Raw genomic sequence first — 17798 nt, forward strand, 5'->3', positions numbered from 1 at the left:
TCTTTTGCGCCAATGCATGCGGCCGCGCCCGTCGGCCACTCTGTCAGGTAAGCCATGAAACCGATTCGTCTGCGCGCCGATGTCCTGGCCGGACTCACCACCTCGTTTGCCCTGTTGCCCGAATGCATTGCATTTGCGCTGGTGGCTCACCTCAATCCGCTGATGGGCCTGTACGGCGCCTTCATCATTTGCACGCTGACCGCGCTGTTCGGTGGCCGGCCGGGCATGGTGTCCGGGGCGGCGGGTTCGATGGCGGTGGTGATCGTCGCGCTGGTGGTGCAGCACGGCGTGCAGTACCTGTTGGCGACGGTGTTGCTCGGCGGCTTGATCATGATGGCGTTCGGGCTGTTGCGGCTGGGCAAACTGGTGCGCATGGTGCCGCACCCGGTGATGCTGGGGTTCGTCAACGGCCTGGCGATCATCATCGCGCTGGCGCAACTGGAGCATTTCAAGAGCGGTGAACAGTGGCTCAGCGGCACGCCGTTGTACGTGATGACCGGGCTGGTGCTGCTGACCATGGCCATCGTCTACATCCTGCCGCGCCTGACCCGCGCGGTGCCGCCGGCGCTGGTGGCGATCCTCGGCGTAGGGTTGCTGGTTTATCTGCTTGGCCTGCCGACCCGCACCCTCGGCGACATGGCGCACATCGCCGGCGGCTTGCCGACGTTCGCGCTGCCGGACATCCCGTGGACGCTGGACACCCTGCGCATCATCGCGCCTTACGCGATTCTGATGGCGCTGGTCGGTTTGCTGGAAACCCTGCTGACCCTCAACCTCACCGACGAAATCACCGAAACCCGTGGCTACCCGGATCGCGAATGCGTGGCGCTGGGGGCGGCAAACGTGGTCTCCGGTGCATTCGGCGGTATGGGCGGTTGCGCGATGATCGGCCAGACCGTGATCAACCTCAGTTCCGGCGGGCGCGGGCGTTTGTCCGGCGTGGTGGCGGGTGTGTTGATTCTGCTGTTCATTCTGTTTCTGTCGCCGCTGATCGAGCGGATTCCGCTGGCGGCGCTGGTGGGGGTGATGTTCGTGGTGTCGCAGCAGACGTTTGCCTGGGCTTCGTTGCGGGTACTGAACAAAGTGCCGCTCAACGATGTGTTGGTGATCATCGCGGTAACCACCATCACCGTGTTCACCGATCTGGCCACGGCCGTGCTGTGCGGGATCATTATCGCCGCGCTGAATTTTGCCTGGCAGCAAGCGCGCGAGCTGTACGCCGATGAGCATCTGGAAGCGGACGGCAGCAAACTCTATCGCCTGCACGGCACGCTGTTTTTTGCCTCGACCACGCCGTTCCTCAATCTGTTCGACCCGGCCAGTGACCCGCAACGGGTGACGCTGGATTGTCGGCACCTGAGCTTTGTCGATTACTCGGCCATCGCTGCGCTGAAAACCCTGCGCGAACGCTACGCCAAGGCGGGCAAGCAGTTGCAGGTGTTTCACCTGTCCGAGCGCTGCAAGAAATTGCTGAAACGCGCCGGGGTCGATCACGACTGAGATCGACCCCGGTCACTGGTCAGGCATCGATAGCAGGGAAATCGATGTCGGTCAGCGCCGCGTTGTTCAGGTAGTTAGTGAGGGTTTGCACAGCGACGAGGGCGATCACTTCGATGATCTTCTTGTCGTCGATGCCGGCAGCGCGGGCGGCGGCGATCTGCTCATCGTTCAATTGGCCACGAGTCTCGGTCAGTTGTTGGGCGAGGGTGGCGAAGGCATTGAGCCGGCCATGACGCGCTTCGATGATTTCTTCTGCTGCCAGCCCGGCCTTGCTGGCGAACAGGGTGTGCGCCGCCAGGCAATAGTCGCAACCGTTGACTTGCGAGGTGGCCAGGTACACCGCCTCTTTTTCCTTGGCACTCAGGGATGTCTTGCCCAGGGTTGCCGAGATTTGCACGTAGGCATCCAGCGCGACAGGTGCGACGGCCAGGGTCTTGAATAGGTTGGGCAGGAAACCGATTTTTTTCTGCACGCCTTCAAGCACTGGGCGAGTGGCGTCGGTGGCGGTTTCGAGGCTGAGAGGGGCGATGCGGCTCATAGTGATTCTCCGAAAGTCCGGTGCGAAGTGCGCCGGGGATGGAGGTCATGTTATTGAGCGCGGCTGGTGCTTTGGGTGCAAATCGTCGAGGATATGCGACAGATCGTCCAAACCTGTCCTTGCGAGAATCAGTCATGGATCGCCTTTCTACGTTGCTCAGCCATTTCGGCGTCAATGCCGGCACCTTTCACAGCGGCACGTTCTGCGGGGTGAGCGCCTACGGCGGCGATCAGGTGTGCGGGCATGTGCATTTGCTCCAGGCGGGAGAGCTGTTGCTCAAACCGGGAAATGATCCTGAAATCTCGCTCAAAGAACCGACCCTGATCTTTTTCCCTCGCCCCATGGCCCATCGCTTGTTCGCCAACGAAGCCATGGGCACGCAACTGGTGTGTGCTTCGCTGACCTTCGACGGCGGCGCTGGCAATGCTTTGGCAGCAGCGCTGCCGGATTATCTGGTGCTGAAACTCGCCGACCTTCCGGAAATGGCCAACACCCTGGAGTGGCTGTTCAAGGAAGCTTTCGACGGCCACTGCGGGCGCGAAGCGGTGATGGATCGGTTGTTCGAGTTGCTGGTGATCCTGTTGCTGCGCCACCTCATCAGCAGTCGCAACCAGCAGCCCGGCATGATGGCGGGGCTGGCCGATCCGAAGATTTCCCGAGCCTTGAACCTGATGCACGACCAGCCGGCCAAGGCCTGGAGCGTCGCCGAACTGGCGAGCGCCGCCAACCTGTCCCGCGCCGGTTTCGCCGACCACTTCCGGCGGGTGGTGGGGCAGACGCCGGTGGATTATCTGGTGAACTGGCGGGTCAGCCTCGCGCAGAAACGCCTACGCGAGGGACGACCGATCGCCCTGATTGCCGAAGAAGTCGGTTATGAAAGTCCTTCGGCGCTGGCCCGGGCGTTTCGACGCAAGACCGGGCTCAGCCCGCGGGAATGGAAGGCTGGCGCGAGTTGAAGACTATCTGGCGAATTTCTTCGCCCCGGCCACGCACAGGATCACCCCCAGCGTAACCACCAGCATGCCCACGCTGACATGCTCATGGAGCAAGGTCGCGGCCAGTGCCAGGCCAAAAAACGGTTGTAGCAATTGCAGCTGTCCGACCGCCGCAATCCCGCCCTGAGCCAGCCCGCGATACCAGAACACGAAACCGATCAGCATGCTGAACAGCGAAACGTACGCCAGACACACCCACGCCGACACGCTGATACCGCTGAACGAGGCGGGCGCAAGCCATACGCTCAGCACGGCCATCACCGGCAACGACAACACCAGTGCCCAACAGATCACCTGCCAGCCGCCGAGGGTGCGCGACAGTTTGGCGCCTTCGGCATAACCGAGGCCGCAGGCGAGAATCGCCGCCAGCATCAGCAGATCCCCGGTGGGCGAAGCGGTCAGGCCTTGCGAAATCGCAAAGCCGACCACCAGCGAACTGCCCAGCACCGAAAAAATCCAGAACACCGGACGCGGCCGTTCGCCACCGCGCAACACACCAAAAATCGCCGTCGCCAGCGGCAGCAATCCTACAAACACAATCGAATGCGCCGACGTCACGTATTGCAGCGCCAAGGCCGTCAACAGCGGGAACCCCACGACTACGCCCAGCGCCACGATCAACAACGACAACCACTGATCCCGCGCCGGACGTCGTTCGCGAAACAGCCACAACAGGCACAACGCCAGGGCGCCGGCGATGGTCGCGCGGATGACGGTGAGAAACACCGGGTCGAACTCCAGCACCGCCAACCGCGTGGCGGGCAGCGAGCCGCTGAAAATCACGACGCCGATGAGGCCATTGATCCAGCCGCTGGTTTTTTCCAGGGCCGGGGTGCCGAGGTGGGTGGTTCGTTCCATGGATGTGGCGCTCGGAGGTGGGTTGCGTTGGATCGATCCTAGGGCTGAGAATCAGCACAATCAAAAAATTGTCATGGATACAAGCCGACATGCCGCGCTCCCGCTACAAGACCCTCGTCGACACCTATGCCGCCGACATCCGCGCTGGCCGCCTGTTGCCCGGCACGCGTTTGCCGACTCACCGGCAATTGGCAGCCAGCGAAGGGCTGGCGCTGGTCACGGCCTCGCGGGTGTACGCCGAGCTCGAGGCCATGGGCCTGGTCAGCGGCGAAGCCGGGCGCGGCACGTTCGTGCGGGAAACGTCGTTGTTGCCGGGGCAGGGCATCGACCAGAAAGACGTCGCGGTGGGCATGATCGATCTGAACTTCAACTACCCATCATTGCCGGGGCAGGCCGAGTTGCTGCGCACCGCGTTGCGGCAGCTGGCGTTGTCCGGCGACCTTGAAGCGCTGCTGCGCTATCAGCCCCACGCCGGTCGCCAGCATGAACGGGCCTCGGTGGCGCGGCACCTGCAAACACGCGGTTTGAGTGTCGAGGCCGAGCAGGTGCTGATCGTCAACGGCGCGCAGCAAGGGCTGGCGGTGACGCTGATGGCGCTACTCAAACCCGGCGATGTGGTTGCCGCCGACGCCTTGACCTATTCGGGATTCAAAGTGCTGGCCGAAGCGCTGCACCTTGAAGTGGTGGCGATCCCCGTCAATGAGCAGGGCCCCGATCTGGCGGCCCTCGACAAACTCTGCCGCCAACGACCGGTGCGTGCGGTTTACAGCATGCCGACCCTGCACAATCCACTGGGCTGGGTGATGCCTCTGGAACAACGTGAGGATTTGATCGCGATTGCCCGCCGACATGATCTGACGATCATCGAGGACGCGGCCTACGCCTTTCTGGTCGAGAACCCGCCACCTCCGTTGGCGGTTCTGGCACCGGAACGCACGGTCTACGTGTCGGGCCTGTCGAAAAACATCGCCACCGGCCTGCGTGTCGGCTTCATCGCCGCGCCGGTCGAACGGGTGGCGGCGCTGGAGCGGATCATCCGCGCGACCACCTGGAACACCCCCGGCGTGATGACCGCCATCGCCTGCGGCTGGCTCGACGACGGCACCGTCACCTTGCTCGAAGCGCAAAAGCGCAGCGACGCCCAGGCCCGGCAAGTTCTGGCCGCGCAGATCCTCGAAGGCCTGCCGACTGTCGGCCATCCCTCTTCGTATTTTCTTTGGCTGCCGCTGCCGGAAGATATTCGAGCCGACCACATCGTGGTCGAGTTGATGGACGAACAGGTTTCCGTCACCACCGCCGAGCCCTTCACCGTGTCCACCCATGTGCCCCATGCGATTCGTCTGGCGTTGGGCTCGGTGGACATGCTTGCCCTGCGTCAAGCCTTGCTCAAAGTCCGTCAGGTCGTGGGTGCCTACCTGTAGCGCAACTTGCCGCGCACGATTACCCTTGGCGCCGCCGAAGATCTGGAAAACCCTGATGAAATACGCTGCACTGACTTTCGCCCTGATCCTCAACGCTGGCCTGCTCAGCACACCCGTTCTGGCCGCTGGTGACGCCGAGGCCGGCGCAAAAATCTTCCCGCGCCTGTGCGGCGGTTGTCATCAAGTCGGCGAATCTGCCCGGCCGGGATTCGGTCCGGAACTCAACGGCATCATCGGCCGCCCGGCGGGGACGTCGGCGAATTACGTGTACTCCGACGCCATGAAAAACTCCGGCCTGACCTGGGATCGTGAAACGCTGACGAAGTATCTGAAGGATCCGAAGGGCGTGGTGCCGGGGACGCGGATGATCTTTTGGGGGCTGAGTGACGAGGAGAAGATTGATAATTTGTTGGCGTATCTTCAGACCTTTTCTCGGCAATGAAGAATCTGTGCAGGGGCTGCGCGATGCAGTTCCCGTTCACTGTGATGAACTGCCGGCAGTGATTGCCCGGTTGATGACACGGTTCTGGACCCGGTTGAAGACCAACACCTGATTCAATTGCAGGTCAGCCGAGTCCGGCCACTTCGGTGAGTGACGTCTGGCAGGCTACGCGATTACGACCCGCGGCTTTCGCCTGATACAACTGTTGATCAGCACGTTTGAGCAGTGCTGTCGGAGCATTGTCGGCCGGGTCGGCAAGGCCGACACCGATGCTGACCGTCACCGGGCCGACCGTTGGAAAGCTCGCTGCGGCAATCGCTGATCGAATCTTTTCGGCGACGATATCGGGCGTATCGGGCTTGGCGATTTCCGGCAGCAGCACCGCAAATTCTTCGCCTCCGTAACGGGCGACGAAATCCGTGCTCCGGATGCTGATCTGGATCAGCTGCGCCAATTGCTGCAGTACGTCGTCGCCGGCCGCATGGCCGTGAGTGTCGTTGATGTGCTTGAAGTGATCGGCATCAATCAGAAGCAATGCAAACGGCCGCCCGGTACGACGGAACAGCAGGCTGTATTCGGTGAGTTTTTCGTCGAAGCGGCGGCGGTTATAGACACCGGTCAAGCCATCGTGGGTGGCCAGGTTCAGCAGCTCGGCGTTGGCCAGGGTCAGGGCCGCCGTGCGTTGGGCGACGGTGGCTTCGAGCGAAGCATTGGTCTCTTGCAGCTCACGCTCCTTGGCAAGCAGCGACTGGGTCATGGCATCGATGGACTGGCCGAGCTGGGCAATTTCCCGCACGGGATGCTGGAGAGGGAAGTGGGCCCCCGGTTGGTTGTTCTGCACTTTTTGGGCTGAGCGCGCGAGGTGCTCGATGGGCCGACTCAGGTACAGCGCCAGGTAATACGCCACGAATCCGAATGCCACGGCAGCGAAAACACCCAGCAACAGCAATTTATAAAACAGCAGTCGCGCCGGTTGCAGTGCAGTGTCCAGTGGTTGACGCACCGCAATCGACCACGACAGCGCAGTGCCCGTAGGCGTCGGCACAGTCACCTCGCTGGTCAGGTACCCGTTGCCGACGACCCAGCCTGGGGACTTCGGATCCTTGGCCGGCATTTGTTGGCCAACCAGCGCTTCCGGGTACAGCACCTTGCCGTCGTGATCGATTATCAGCGCTTCGATATCCGGCTCCGCCCCCTTGTGCGACATCGCTGCCGATTCGACGATGTGCGTGACCCAGCTCCAGTGCGCATGGGCGCCGAGCACACCGATCACCTGGCCATCGGCGTTGCGGATGGGCGCGGCGAAGTCGATGAAGCGCAGTGGCTCGCCGTTGGGCAGACCTGGCAACAGTTTCGCCAACAAAACGGCTTCGTGCGGATCGCCGGTGTATTCCCCGCGCAGACCGGCCTGAAACCATGGGCGCTGTTGCACGACCTGACCGACCAGCAAACCGTTGACTGCCTGATGCACAAGCCCCTGAGCATCGGTCACCCCCATCCACGCATACTCGGAGCGGGCTTCGGTGCGCAGCTGCATCGATTTGAGAATTGTCGGATTGTCCAGATCGCCGCGTTCCAGATGTGGCGCCCGGCTGAGCAGATAGACCTCCAGTTGCCGCTCGCGCAACTGCTCGCCCAGCAGCGTCGCCGCCGACCGCGCGGTACTCAGCAGCGCATTGCCGCTGGCGCGTTTCATTTGTTCAGTGGCGATATCACCGACGTAAAAGCCCACGCTCAATAGCGTCAGCAGAGACAAACCGGCAAACCAAAGGGTCAGGTGGCTGCGCAGACTGGCTTTGAGCATGGAGAAATGTCTGTCTTTATTGAAGTGGCGCCATGGTATGCGACATCGCGGACGGGCTGCCAGCAAGGCGTTTAATGAAAATCTGCCGAGGCTGATATCAATGAGCCACTGCGTTCGGTAGAGTGTGCGCCGCCCGAGAGACGGATCCCGGGCGTTTACCCATGGAGTCTTGCAGTGAAATACCTCAGCAAAGTAGTCGCCGCCGCACTGTTCGGTGTGGTTCTGGCAGGTTGCACCGGCACCCCGATGAACACCAGACATTACGACAGCAGCCAATACACCGTGATTGGCCACAGCGAAGCCACTGCCACCGGCCTGATGCTGTTCGGCGTGATCCCGATCCGGCAGAACAGCCGTTTCGTCCGTGCGCAAGAGGCCGCCATCCAGGCCAAGGGCGGCGATGCCATGATCAACACTCAGATTCAGGAAAACTGGTTCTGGGCATGGGTCCTGAGCGGCTACACCACCAAGGTCTCCGGTGATGTGGTCAAGCTGAAAACCGTTCAGTAAGCGGCGGTGGATGTGAAAAAGCCCGGCTGATCAGGCCGGGCTTTTTGTTTGTGCAGCGGCAAAAGCGCTTGATTCAGGCGACGCGGCGTTCTTGCAGGCGATCAGCGCCACCTTCGGCAACGCGGCGTTCCAGCAGACGATCCGAGCCACCTTCAGCAACGCGGCGTTCTTGCAGACGATCAGCACCACCTTCGGCAACGCGGCGTTCCAGCAGACGATCCGAGCCACCTTCGGCAACGCGGCGTTCTTGCAGACGATCAGCACCACCTTCGGCAACGCGACGTTCTTGCAGACGATCCGAGCCACCTTCAGCAACGCGGCGTTCAATCAGACGATCAGCGCCACCTTCAGCAACGCGGCGTTCGATCAAACGATCCGAACCACCCTCAGCCAAGCGACTTTCAATCAACCGATCCGAACCGCCTTCGGCGATCATGGTGTGGGCGGGCTTGGCTGCAAAAGCGTTGACTGCAAGAACCGAGAAAGCGATGCCGAGAAGGATTTGGCGTTTCATGATCGTGTGCTCCAGGGGTGTTGTTTGTTGGGTATGGAGCCGATGTTACGCCGCGGATTTTTTATGAGAACTTCATTGAACTGATGGTGACTATCGACGCCAGCAATGAATGCCGTTATCGCTGCATGTGCCTGATTTCATTGGCCAGCTCGTAGGCTTGCTCACGGAGTTCGGCAAATTTTGCATTCAGTTCGCCATAGCCGTGCTTCCAGGCAAATGCACCGTTGATGCTGGTTTGTCCGAGCACGACATCATTGAAGGACCCCATCCCGCCATAGGCCGAGAGCAGCCACGTGATTCCGGAATAATCGGAGTCCAGCAATCGTGCGCGAGCTTTTCGCATCCACGCGCTCCAGTGCGCTTCTCCGTCGCTTTCCAGAACACTGATTAGCTCATTCAGTACCTTGATCAGCGTTTCGGTTTTCGGGCCCATGTTCAATGAGTGCTCCTTTTGATGAGGCGTAGATACTCAACCAGTGACGACTTCAAGACGCCGAAGAGTGAGCGTTGCGCAAAGAGCGATCAAACAAGCTGACGCTTCACGTCCAGCGCGATCGAGGCAAAGCCTTTACCTGTGCCCGGATTAGATGTCGAAGTATTTTGCATCGACGAGACGTCCTCCCAGCGATCCACGGATTCAATGTGTTCATGGGAGGCGTCCGTATCGATTTCAAATGCGATGAAACATTCGTTTTGATCCAGCAAAAGTCCGAACAGGCGAGGCATGCCGGGAAAGTCGATTTCCAGTTCCAGCACGATGGACGACGACCAGTCGATGCCTTGGTACTCTGCGTATCGGGCCAGGGCGACAGGTACACCCTGTTTGCGCCATTCACTGGCGCAAAGCATCAAACGATGCGCAACGACTGCGTTTTGCTCCTGCACGTTGAGCTGTTTTTTCTTCAGTAGTCGTTCAATGTCCATGGGAAACCTGAAATTCGCAGCGTCGGGCTAAGAGCTTACCCAGCAAACGCAAAAAGCGCGCGCAAAGAAAAGCCCGGCTGATCAGGCCGGGCTTATCTTTATGCGCTGCTTACTTATGCAACGCGGCGTTCGATCAGGCGATCAGCGCCACCTTCAGCAACGCGGCGTTCGATCAGGCGATCAGCGCCACCTTCAGCAACGCGGCGTTCGATCAGGCGATCAGCGCCACCTTCGGCAACGCGGCGTTCGATCAGGCGATCAGCGCCACCTTCAGCAACACGGCGTTCGATCAGACGATCAGCGCCACCTTCAGCAACGCGGCGTTCGATCAGACGATCAGCGCCACCTTCAGCAACGCGGCGTTCGATCAGACGATCAGCGCCACCTTCAGCAACACGGCGTTCGATCAAACGATCCGAACCACCCTCAGCTAAACGACTTTCAATCAACCGATCCGAACCGCCTTCGGCGATCATGGTGTGGGCGGGCTTGGCTGCAAAAGCGTTGACTGCAAGAACCGAGAAAGCGATGCCGAGAAGGATTTGGCGTTTCATGATCGTGTGCTCCAGGGGTGTTGTTTGTTGGGTATGGAGCCGATGTTACGCCGCGGATTTTTTATGAGAACTTCATTGAACTGATGGTGACTATCGACGCCAGCAATGGACGCCGGAACCCTTGTTCTAGGGCTTCAGCGGCCGAATGCACAGCTCTCCGGTGGCGCGGGTCAGGGCCAGATCATGCAGCGCATCGCGGGTCAGACCGGTGCGTGCCTTGGCCAGCCACACCGGGCAGTTCGGGTCCTGACGGTAGGGCGCGAAGTCGGCGTATTGCTGCAACAGACGGGTTTGCAACTGATCCAGACGCGGGCGAATCTGCTTGCCCAGATCCGGGCGCGGCGTGTCCGGCGCGGCACCGGCTGCCTGCCACTGTGCGAGCAAACCGTATTGCACCAGTTTGTTGGCCTCCATCTGTGCGGTGATCAACTGCGCGACGTCTTCCGGGTCGAGCTTGCGTTCGGTGGCCAGTTTGCGCGCGTTGTCGATCACCTGCGCCTCACGGGGGCTGTCCTGAATCGGCTTGCCACTGTCCCATTTGGTCAGCGCGACGAGGTCGCCGATGTTCAGGCGTTCGTTCAACGTGTTCACCAATCCTTGCACCACCTCGGGCGAGGGGGCGGGAGCGGCGTGGGCAGTCGTCGTCAGAACAGTCAATAAGGTGCAACTCAGCAGAAATGGGGAACGGCGCATGGGGGGATTCACTTCCTGTCGTGATGGGGAGGCTATGCACATTGGTCGAGGTGCAGATTACGAAGTTTTAATGCAAACCGGTACGACCTGAACGGCATCGCATACCTTAGACTCTGTCATCAGCTCCCACCCGAGACGGACCTCAATGCAAACCCCCGCTCAATCCCCCCTCTGGAAAACCTACCTGCTGTTCCTGGCCCCGATGGTGCTGTCGAACTTCCTGCAATCGATGTCGGGCACGGTCAACAGCATCTACATCGGCCAGATGCTCGGTACGCAGGCGCTGGCGGCGGTGTCGGGGATGTTTCCGATCATTTTTTTCTTTATCGCGCTGGTCATCGGCCTGGGTGCCGGGGCAGGGGTGTTGATCGGTCAGGCGTGGGGCGCGCGTGAGTCGCACATGGTCAAGGCGATTGCCGGGGCGACGCTGTTGCTTGGGGTATTGATCGGGCTGGTGGCGGCGGTGCTGGGCAGTGTGTTTGCGCGTCAGGCCTTGCAGGGTTTGGGCACGCCGGCGGATGTGCTGGACGATGCGGTGGCCTATGCCCGGGTGATGATGTGGACCTTGCCGTTTGTGCTGGTGTACGTGCTGTTCACCCAGTTGTTACGCGGGGTGAGCGACACACTGTCGCCGATGCTGGCGCTGCTGCTGTCGACCGTTGTCGGGCTGGCGCTGACTCCGGCGTTCATTCGCGGCTGGATCGGCTTGCCGCAACTGGGCATCCAGAGCGCGGCGGTTGCAGGTCTGGCCGGTACGCTGGCGTCGATGGCGTGGCTGTCATGGAGCCTGATCCGCAAGGGTCATCCACTGGCGCCGGATCGTGAGTTCTTCGCGGCGCTGCGACTGGACGGCGCAATTCTCGGCAAGGTGTTGCGTATCGGCCTGCCGACCGGGGTGCAGATGATCGTGCTGTCGCTGTCGGAGCTGGTGATTCTGGCGCTGGTCAACCAGCACGGCTCGCAGGCGACGGCGGCCTATGGTGCGGTGACGCAGATCGTCAACTACGTGCAGTTCCCGGCGCTGTCGATTGCGATCACCGCGTCGATCCTCGGCGCCCAGGCGATCGGTGCCGGACGATTGGAGCGAATGGGCCCGATCCTGCGCACCGGGCTGTGGATCAACGTGTGCCTGACCGGTGGCTTGATCCTGTCGGGTTACCTGTTGTCGCACTGGTTGTTGGGGTTGTTCCTGACCGAAGACTCGACCCGGGCGATGGCCGAGCACCTGCTGCACATCATGTTGTGGAGCCTGTTGATCTTCGGTTTCCAGGCGATCATCGGCGGCATCATGCGCGCCAGCGGCACGGTGCTGGTGCCGGTGGGCGTGGCGATCATCTGTGTGCTCGGTGTGCAGTTGCCGGCGGCCTACTGGCTGGACGGGCAGTTCGGTCTGCAGGGTGTGTGGATGGCGTTTCCGATCGCGTATCTGGGGATGCTGGTGCTGCAGACGCTGTATTACAAACGGGTCTGGCAGCATCAGAAGATCGAGCGATTGGTGTGACGGGCCGGGTGGGCCTTGGCGGGGCTGGCGCAAGTGCCGGATGTTTGCTTAAGTCATTCGAGCCCCATCGGGCGCCGGAGCATTCCATGTCGATTCGATTGTTATTGGCTGCCGCGTGTTGCCTGATTGTCGTCCCTGCTGTGCAAGCGGTGGAGTACACCCGCGTCAATACCACCGCCAGTCAGATCAGTTTCACCTACAACCAGATGGGCTCGCGGATGTACGGCACGTTCGGCAAGTTCGATGCGACGCTGGATTTCGACAGCGACAATCTCGCCAATGCCCGCACCACGCTGCACATCGACCTGACCAGCATCGACGCCGGCAGTGAAGACGCCAACACCGAGCTGGTGAAACCGGCATGGTTCGACACCGAGAAATTCCCGGTGGCTGTGTTCGAATCGACCCGCTTCAGCCCGGCCGGCGACAACCGTTATCTGGTCGACGGCCATCTCACGCTCAAAGGCATCACCCGTGAGGTGCAGGTGCCGGTGCAACTCAAACCCGACAGCAGCATCGGCATTTTCGACGGCGAACTGGTGCTCAAGCGCGACCAGTTCGGGCTCGGTGCAGGGGAGTGGGCGGACACCGTGGTTTCCAAGGACATCGACATCAAGTTCAAGGTCGTTGCCCCCGCGCAGTGACCGGCCTCAGTACGCTCGCCAATGCCCTGGCATCCAGCGCCATTGGTTGCCGGCCCAGCGGTAATGCCCGGCAACCCAGTGATAACCCGGCGCAGGCATGACCGGAACCACCTCAACGATCGGTGGTGGCCGATGCGGGCGAACCGGTTCGACGACACAGCCCGAGAGGGTGATCGCTACCAGCGCGGCAGCGAGCAAGGATTTGATGGTTTTCGCGGAACGCAGAACGTTCATGGCAACTCCTCAAGGCCTGCGTCGGGAAATGAACGCAGCTGAAAAATTGGACGCCAAATCGGCGAAAGATCCGTTCTCGGGCAGATGAAATTTTTGTCAGGCGTGCACAAGGTATGATGTCGCGGTTCGCCGGTCGCTCAACTCTCCCGGCAACCTGTGTTTTACCGTTGGAGTCCGCCCGCCATGCCCCGCATCACCCACTACAAATCCCCATGCCCCGAAGGCGTCAACAGCCAGATCCTGCAGATGGTGGTCGACTATCTGACCGACATCAGCGCTGTAGGGCTGGGCCCGAGCAATCTGCTGTACAACGTCTATCAGTACGCGATCGGCTACGAGGTTCATCTGTACCTGGAGGCGTTGAACGGCGAGAAGGGCACCGAAGTGGAACTGCTGGTGGCCACCGACGACGATGATCCGGAGCAGGTGATCGGCTTCCTGTTGTACCTGCCGGTGCAGGGTGATTGGGAGGCGTGCAACGTGGCCTATCTGGCGGTGCGCGAGGGGCATCGGCGTCAGGGTGTGGCCCGTTCGTTAATCGCGAACATGGTGGCGCGTTACCCCCATGCCGAGCTGACCTGCAGCGTCGGCAAGGTGCCGTATTTCGAGGCGCTGGGTTTTGAGGTGCTGGGCCAATTGGAGACGCAGGTGCTGATGAGCACCCGGCATTACCGCAGCAACGGGCTGCGCGGTTTCATCGACACGACACCGATCTACCGTTCGCTGGAAGTGCAGCAGATCCACACCTACCTTCTGCAAAAGCACGGCAAGCGCGCGATGCTCGATGCCGAGAAACAGCGCGACCGGCATCTGGATCAGGTCACCCGCCGCACCGAAGAATTTGTTCGTCAGCGCCTGACCATTCACTGATCCGGGCAGCGACAAAAAGCCCTTGTTGCGCTTAGCGCAGCAAGGGTTTTTTTGTGCCGGTGATTTCAGGACAGTTTCACGTTCATGGTGATGCGCGCCGTGAACACTTTCTTGCCTTCGGCGTCGTGGACATCCACCGGCACGATCTTGTCGCCTTCGGTCTGCCAGTCCAGCGCTTCGCCATTGGCCACGGCGGTCACGTCGGTCTTGGCCTTGGCCAGGTATTCGACGGTCATGCCTTTTGGAATCCAGCGCGCGCCGGCGGGAATCGACACGTCGGTCATCATCCCGGCCGCCAGTTCAGCGGCGTTGCACAGCGCGATGGCGTGCACGGTGCCGAGGTGGTTGGTGATCTCGCGGCGAAACGGCACCTGCACCAGCGCCGAACCTGCCCGCAATTCGGTCACCAGCGGGTTGATGGTGCTGAAGTACGGCGCGACCTGGCAGGCCATCTGGCTGAACGCCTGGGAACCGACGCTGTTGAACATGCTGAGAAACTGACTCATGGGGGGGAGCCTCGCGGTTAGGGGATTTACAGAATCATGTTCCGTAACAGAATATTGTTCTGTAACGGAACGGTATTCTGTTCGCGGGAAATCTGTCAACCTGTGCGCGTTTGGATCACCGGCACGGACGTGCCCTTTACCCGGATTTTCAAGGCCCATGGACACCGCAGATCTACTCGAACGCAGCTACCCCGGCCGCCGCGCCGAACTCAAGCGCGACATCTTTCGCAAGGCCCTGCGCCTGTTCAACGAGCAGGGCATCGAGGCCACCACCATCGAAATGATCCGCGCCGAATGCGACACCAGCGTCGGGGCGATCTACCACCACTTCGGCAACAAGGAAGGGCTGGTGGCCGCGCTGTTCTTCACTGCGCTGGAGGACCAGGCGCGCCTGCGCGACGCCTATCTGGCCGACGCGACGACGACCGAAGAGGGCGTGCAGGCGCTGGTCTACAGCTACGTGGATTGGGTCGAGAACCAGCCGGAATGGGCGCGGTTCCAGTACCACGCGCGCTTCGCCGTCACCCGGGGCCCGCACAAGGATGAACTGGCCGAGCGCAACAAGACCCGCAACGTGGGCCTGCGCACCTGGCTGGCCGAGTCCGGGCGCGCGGCTGAACTCAATGAATGCCCGGCCGAACTGTTGCCGTCGCTGATCGTCGGTCAGGCCGACAGCTATTGCCGCGCGTGGTTGTCCGGGCGAGTGCAGGGCAGTCCGAAGGCCTATCGCGAATTGCTGGCGCAGGCCACGTGGCGTTCGATCCGCCGCGAACCCGAACGCTGATTTTCAGAGACAAAAAAAGAGCCTCAAGATTCTTTGATGGGGAGGAAGTAGAGCCCGCGAGGCTCAAGATGCGCATGAAGCCAGGTGCGGGCTTGATTGGGGTTCAGAGCACCCGCACCTACGCAACGGCTTGGCGGACCAAGAAGCTGCGTAGCTTCATCGTAGGAAGCCGGGAGGGCGGGCTCAAGTACCATCAGTCACCTGCTTGGGCGGCGGCTCTTTCGACCATCGCAATGATGGTTGCCAATAGCTCGTCACGGGCCTGTGCTGCGCTGATTTCGTCGGTGGCGGCTGCTTGCGACAAGGCTTCAGCGGCGCCGAGCATGGCGCGTAATCCTGGCTGTCCGATCTCTGCGCCGTCAGCGAAAGGCGACAGCACATTGCGGCATTTCTCCAGAAAGATCGCCTCGTATTCGCGCTTGATCTTCTCCAGTTCCGGCGTGCTCGCCAGGGCGGCAATCACCCCCGGAATCTCGTTGCCCTGGCTCAGCACGCAATCGACATACGCCGTGGCAATCACCGTCGCGATGCCGTTCAAGGTCGCTTCGGCATTGGCCAGCGCCGCGTCCATCAGCGCCGTCTGGCGCCGGTCGAAATCCTGGTACAGCGCCGCGAGCAGACCGGCGCGGGTGGTGAAGTGGTCATAGACCACCGGTTTGGTCACGCCGGCTTTTTCCGCCAGGTAGCCGAGAGTCAGGGCATCGGTGCCTTCCTCGCGAATCAGCTGCCAGGCCATGTCGAGCAACTGGCGCTGGCGATCTTCCCGGGACAGGCGGCGACGGGGTTGTGCGGGATCTGGGGTTTCAGTGGTTGACATTGCTTATATACCAAACGTAACTTACTGATGGTAACTTACTAATCGTAACTTATCGAAAGGATAAGCCCTTGGTCAGCAATCACCAACCGGAGATTTCCCATGCACGCATTGATTGTTGTAGACCACGATGATCCACGTTCGCTGACACGCGCGTTGGCGCAACAGATTGCCAAAGGCCTGTCGGAAAGCGATCCATCCAACACCTTCGAAATCGCCGACCTGCACGCCGAAGAATTTGATCCGCGCTTTGGCGTGGCCGACTGGGCGGTGCATCACCGCGAATCCGCGCCACCGGCGGACGTGCTGGCCGAGCAGGCACGCATCAACCGCGCCGATACGCTGGTGCTGGTCTATCCGGTGTTCTGGTGGTCGATGCCGGCGCTGCTCAAAGGCTGGATCGACCGGGTGTTCAGCAATGGCTGGGCGTACGATTTCGACGGTGACAAGACGCAGAAGAAGCTCGGACGACTGCGCGTGCATCTGGTCGCACTCGGCGGGGCAGATGCGCGTACCTACGAACGCCACGGCTACGGCGCGGCGATGAAGACGCAGATCGATCACGGGATTTTCGATTACTGCGGGGCGACGGTGTCGGGCTCGGCGTTGTTGCTGGAGTCCGAGTCGAGCGATCCTGCGGTGCAGCTGCAGGCGGCGCGCGAAATGGGCCTCGGACTGTTCCGCTGAAACCGGCGAGGAAGTTATTCAGTGCGCTTGAAGACTAGCGCCTTCAGACCACTTTCAGGATCGACGTCGGGAAACTCCGGCGGATTTTCCAGCCGTTGCTTGAAGCGCAGGCTCGGCGCTTCCTGGGTCACGCTGTCGATCAGGAAGTCGGAACCGAACGATGGATCGTTCATGCAGGCCAGCACCGTGCCCTGCGCCGTGAGCAATTCCGGTAGACGACGCAGCACGCGATGGTAATCCTTGGTCAGCAGAAAACTGCCTTTCTGGAACGACGGCGGGTCGATGATCACCAGATCGTACGGGCCGCTGTTGATCACTTTGCCCCAGGACTTGAACAGGTCGTGGCCGAGGAAGCTCACCTTGCTCAGGTCATGCCCGTTCAACCGGTGATTGTCGCGGCCCCGGCTCAGCGCGGCGCGGGACATGTCGAGGTTGACCACATGGCTGGCGCCGCCCTCGATGGCTGCCACCGAGAAGCCACAGGTGTAGGCGAACAGGTTCAGCACCCGTTTGCCCGCCGCTTGTTCACGCACCCAGTTACGCCCGTAACGCATGTCGAGGAACAGCCCGGCGTTCTGTTTGCGGCCCAGATCCACCCGATATTTCAGCCCGCCCTCGACGATGGTCATCTCGTCGATTTCTTCGCCCAGCAGCCATTCGGCGGTGCTCTGCGGCAGGTAACGGTGCTGGATCAGCAGGGTGTGGGCGCCGGACTGGTGCCATGGCGCGGAAGCGGTGATTTCCAGCAACAGACGCTTGAGGTCTTCCAGCTGCGAAGCCTCGGGCTCCTTGAACAACGACACCAGCACCACGCCCTGCAGCCAATCCACAGTGACTTGCTCCAGCCCCGTCCAGCAACGCCCGCGCCCATGGAACAGACGCCGGGTTTCGGCCGGGGTCGAAGTCAGCGCAGTGAGCAGGTGGGCATGGAGAACGGCGAGGGCTTGAGGGTTCATCAATCAGGATCGGCCAGCAAAAGGGCGCGCATTTTAACCGCAATTATGC

22 protein-coding genes are annotated in these 17798 nt (G+C 61.2%); 10 read left to right on the plus strand and 12 right to left on the minus strand.

The genetic code is table 11. From position 1 onward, the window contains the following. The first annotated feature begins 54 nt into the window (after positions 1-54). Entirely contained in the window at positions 55-1500 is a 1446-nt protein-coding gene (locus CAF76_RS21170; protein WP_085648295.1) for a SulP family inorganic anion transporter, read from the plus strand. A gap of 19 nt (positions 1501-1519) precedes the next feature. Here the strand turns inward: CAF76_RS21170 and CAF76_RS21175 are convergent, their stop codons facing one another. Beyond that, a complete protein-coding gene (locus CAF76_RS21175; protein ID WP_085648296.1) occupies positions 1520-2038 on the minus strand; it encodes a carboxymuconolactone decarboxylase family protein in 519 nt (172 codons plus the stop codon). A 134-nt stretch (positions 2039-2172) separates the two neighbouring features. Here CAF76_RS21175 and CAF76_RS21180 point away from each other — a divergent pair, with 134 nt between their 5' ends. Continuing rightward, positions 2173-2994, plus strand: coding sequence for an AraC family transcriptional regulator (locus tag CAF76_RS21180; protein WP_064597672.1), 822 nt, complete (start codon positions 2173-2175; stop codon positions 2992-2994). A gap of 3 nt (positions 2995-2997) precedes the next feature. On the opposite strand, the gene CAF76_RS21185 is transcribed toward CAF76_RS21180, so the two are convergent. Continuing rightward, positions 2998-3891 (minus strand): DMT family transporter, encoded by an 894-nt coding sequence (locus CAF76_RS21185; protein WP_064597670.1) that lies wholly within the window; start codon positions 3889-3891, stop codon positions 2998-3000. An 89-nt stretch (positions 3892-3980) separates the two neighbouring features. On the opposite strand from CAF76_RS21185, the gene CAF76_RS21190 reads away from it, so the two are divergent. Both CAF76_RS21190 and CAF76_RS21195 read left to right on the plus strand, forming a co-directional pair. Continuing rightward, positions 3981-5312 (plus strand): PLP-dependent aminotransferase family protein, encoded by a 1332-nt coding sequence (locus tag CAF76_RS21190; protein ID WP_085648297.1) that lies wholly within the window; start codon positions 3981-3983, stop codon positions 5310-5312. A 55-nt stretch (positions 5313-5367) separates the two neighbouring features. Beyond that, positions 5368-5754 (plus strand): c-type cytochrome, encoded by a 387-nt coding sequence (locus CAF76_RS21195; RefSeq protein WP_085648462.1) that lies wholly within the window; start codon positions 5368-5370, stop codon positions 5752-5754. Positions 5755-5878: 124 nt separating this feature from the next. On the opposite strand, the gene CAF76_RS21200 is transcribed toward CAF76_RS21195, so the two are convergent. Beyond that, the gene (locus CAF76_RS21200; protein WP_085648298.1) at positions 5879-7558 is read right to left on the minus strand and encodes a diguanylate cyclase; all 1680 of its coding nucleotides are present in this window, start codon (positions 7556-7558) and stop codon (positions 5879-5881) included. Positions 7559-7732: 174 nt separating this feature from the next. On the opposite strand from CAF76_RS21200, the gene CAF76_RS21205 reads away from it, so the two are divergent. Further along, positions 7733-8068, plus strand: a complete 336-nt coding sequence (locus tag CAF76_RS21205) for a hypothetical protein (protein ID WP_039767351.1) — start codon at positions 7733-7735, stop codon at positions 8066-8068. A gap of 73 nt (positions 8069-8141) precedes the next feature. On the opposite strand, the gene CAF76_RS21210 is transcribed toward CAF76_RS21205, so the two are convergent. The 5 genes from CAF76_RS21210 to CAF76_RS21230 all read right to left on the minus strand — a co-directional run bounded on the left by CAF76_RS21210 (position 8142) and on the right by CAF76_RS21230 (position 10753). Continuing rightward, positions 8142-8582 (minus strand): phage infection protein, encoded by a 441-nt coding sequence (locus CAF76_RS21210; protein WP_085648299.1) that lies wholly within the window; start codon positions 8580-8582, stop codon positions 8142-8144. A gap of 115 nt (positions 8583-8697) precedes the next feature. Continuing rightward, positions 8698-9015, minus strand: a complete 318-nt coding sequence (locus tag CAF76_RS21215) for a hypothetical protein (protein WP_085648300.1) — start codon at positions 9013-9015, stop codon at positions 8698-8700. Positions 9016-9104: 89 nt separating this feature from the next. Further along, entirely contained in the window at positions 9105-9506 is a 402-nt protein-coding gene (locus CAF76_RS21220) for a hypothetical protein (RefSeq protein WP_039767347.1), read from the minus strand. A gap of 113 nt (positions 9507-9619) precedes the next feature. After that, on the minus strand, positions 9620-10060 hold the full coding sequence (locus CAF76_RS21225) for a phage infection protein (protein WP_085648301.1): 441 nt from the start codon (positions 10058-10060) through the stop codon (positions 9620-9622). Positions 10061-10186: 126 nt separating this feature from the next. Then, positions 10187-10753 carry a chorismate mutase gene (locus CAF76_RS21230; RefSeq protein WP_085648302.1) on the minus strand — a complete coding sequence of 189 codons (567 nt, stop codon included), beginning with the start codon at positions 10751-10753 and terminating at the stop codon, positions 10187-10189. A 145-nt stretch (positions 10754-10898) separates the two neighbouring features. On the opposite strand from CAF76_RS21230, the gene CAF76_RS21235 reads away from it, so the two are divergent. Both CAF76_RS21235 and CAF76_RS21240 read left to right on the plus strand, forming a co-directional pair. Beyond that, on the plus strand, positions 10899-12254 hold the full coding sequence (locus CAF76_RS21235; protein ID WP_085648303.1) for an MATE family efflux transporter: 1356 nt from the start codon (positions 10899-10901) through the stop codon (positions 12252-12254). A gap of 86 nt (positions 12255-12340) precedes the next feature. Beyond that, the gene (locus CAF76_RS21240; RefSeq protein ID WP_064597647.1) at positions 12341-12898 is read left to right on the plus strand and encodes a YceI family protein; all 558 of its coding nucleotides are present in this window, start codon (positions 12341-12343) and stop codon (positions 12896-12898) included. 6 nt (positions 12899-12904) lie between these two features. Here CAF76_RS21240 and CAF76_RS21245 read toward each other — a convergent pair whose 3' ends face one another. Further along, positions 12905-13132 carry a YXWGXW repeat-containing protein gene (locus CAF76_RS21245; protein WP_039767335.1) on the minus strand — a complete coding sequence of 76 codons (228 nt, stop codon included), beginning with the start codon at positions 13130-13132 and terminating at the stop codon, positions 12905-12907. 183 nt (positions 13133-13315) lie between these two features. On the opposite strand from CAF76_RS21245, the gene CAF76_RS21250 reads away from it, so the two are divergent. Next, positions 13316-14002, plus strand: a complete 687-nt coding sequence (locus tag CAF76_RS21250) for a GNAT family N-acetyltransferase (protein ID WP_085648304.1) — start codon at positions 13316-13318, stop codon at positions 14000-14002. 65 nt (positions 14003-14067) lie between these two features. Here CAF76_RS21250 and CAF76_RS21255 read toward each other — a convergent pair whose 3' ends face one another. After that, a complete protein-coding gene (locus tag CAF76_RS21255; protein WP_085648305.1) occupies positions 14068-14508 on the minus strand; it encodes a hotdog fold domain-containing protein in 441 nt (146 codons plus the stop codon). A gap of 157 nt (positions 14509-14665) precedes the next feature. Here CAF76_RS21255 and CAF76_RS21260 point away from each other — a divergent pair, with 157 nt between their 5' ends. After that, positions 14666-15292, plus strand: a complete 627-nt coding sequence (locus CAF76_RS21260; protein WP_085648306.1) for a TetR/AcrR family transcriptional regulator — start codon at positions 14666-14668, stop codon at positions 15290-15292. A 193-nt stretch (positions 15293-15485) separates the two neighbouring features. On the opposite strand, the gene CAF76_RS21265 is transcribed toward CAF76_RS21260, so the two are convergent. Next, positions 15486-16109: a TetR/AcrR family transcriptional regulator gene (locus CAF76_RS21265; protein ID WP_085648307.1), complete on the minus strand. Its 624-nt coding sequence runs from the start codon at positions 16107-16109 to the stop codon at positions 15486-15488. Positions 16110-16208: 99 nt separating this feature from the next. On the opposite strand from CAF76_RS21265, the gene CAF76_RS21270 reads away from it, so the two are divergent. Beyond that, positions 16209-16793: an NAD(P)H-dependent oxidoreductase gene (locus CAF76_RS21270; RefSeq protein ID WP_085648308.1), complete on the plus strand. Its 585-nt coding sequence runs from the start codon at positions 16209-16211 to the stop codon at positions 16791-16793. Positions 16794-16807: 14 nt separating this feature from the next. Here the strand turns inward: CAF76_RS21270 and CAF76_RS21275 are convergent, their stop codons facing one another. After that, positions 16808-17749 carry a class I SAM-dependent methyltransferase gene (locus CAF76_RS21275; RefSeq protein ID WP_085648309.1) on the minus strand — a complete coding sequence of 314 codons (942 nt, stop codon included), beginning with the start codon at positions 17747-17749 and terminating at the stop codon, positions 16808-16810. Positions 17750-17798: the final 49 nt, after the last annotated feature.

It is taken from the genome of Pseudomonas sp. B40(2017) (genome assembly GCF_002112855.1).
In the GTDB taxonomy this organism is placed as follows: Bacteria; Pseudomonadota; Gammaproteobacteria; order Pseudomonadales; family Pseudomonadaceae; genus Aquipseudomonas; species Aquipseudomonas pharyngis.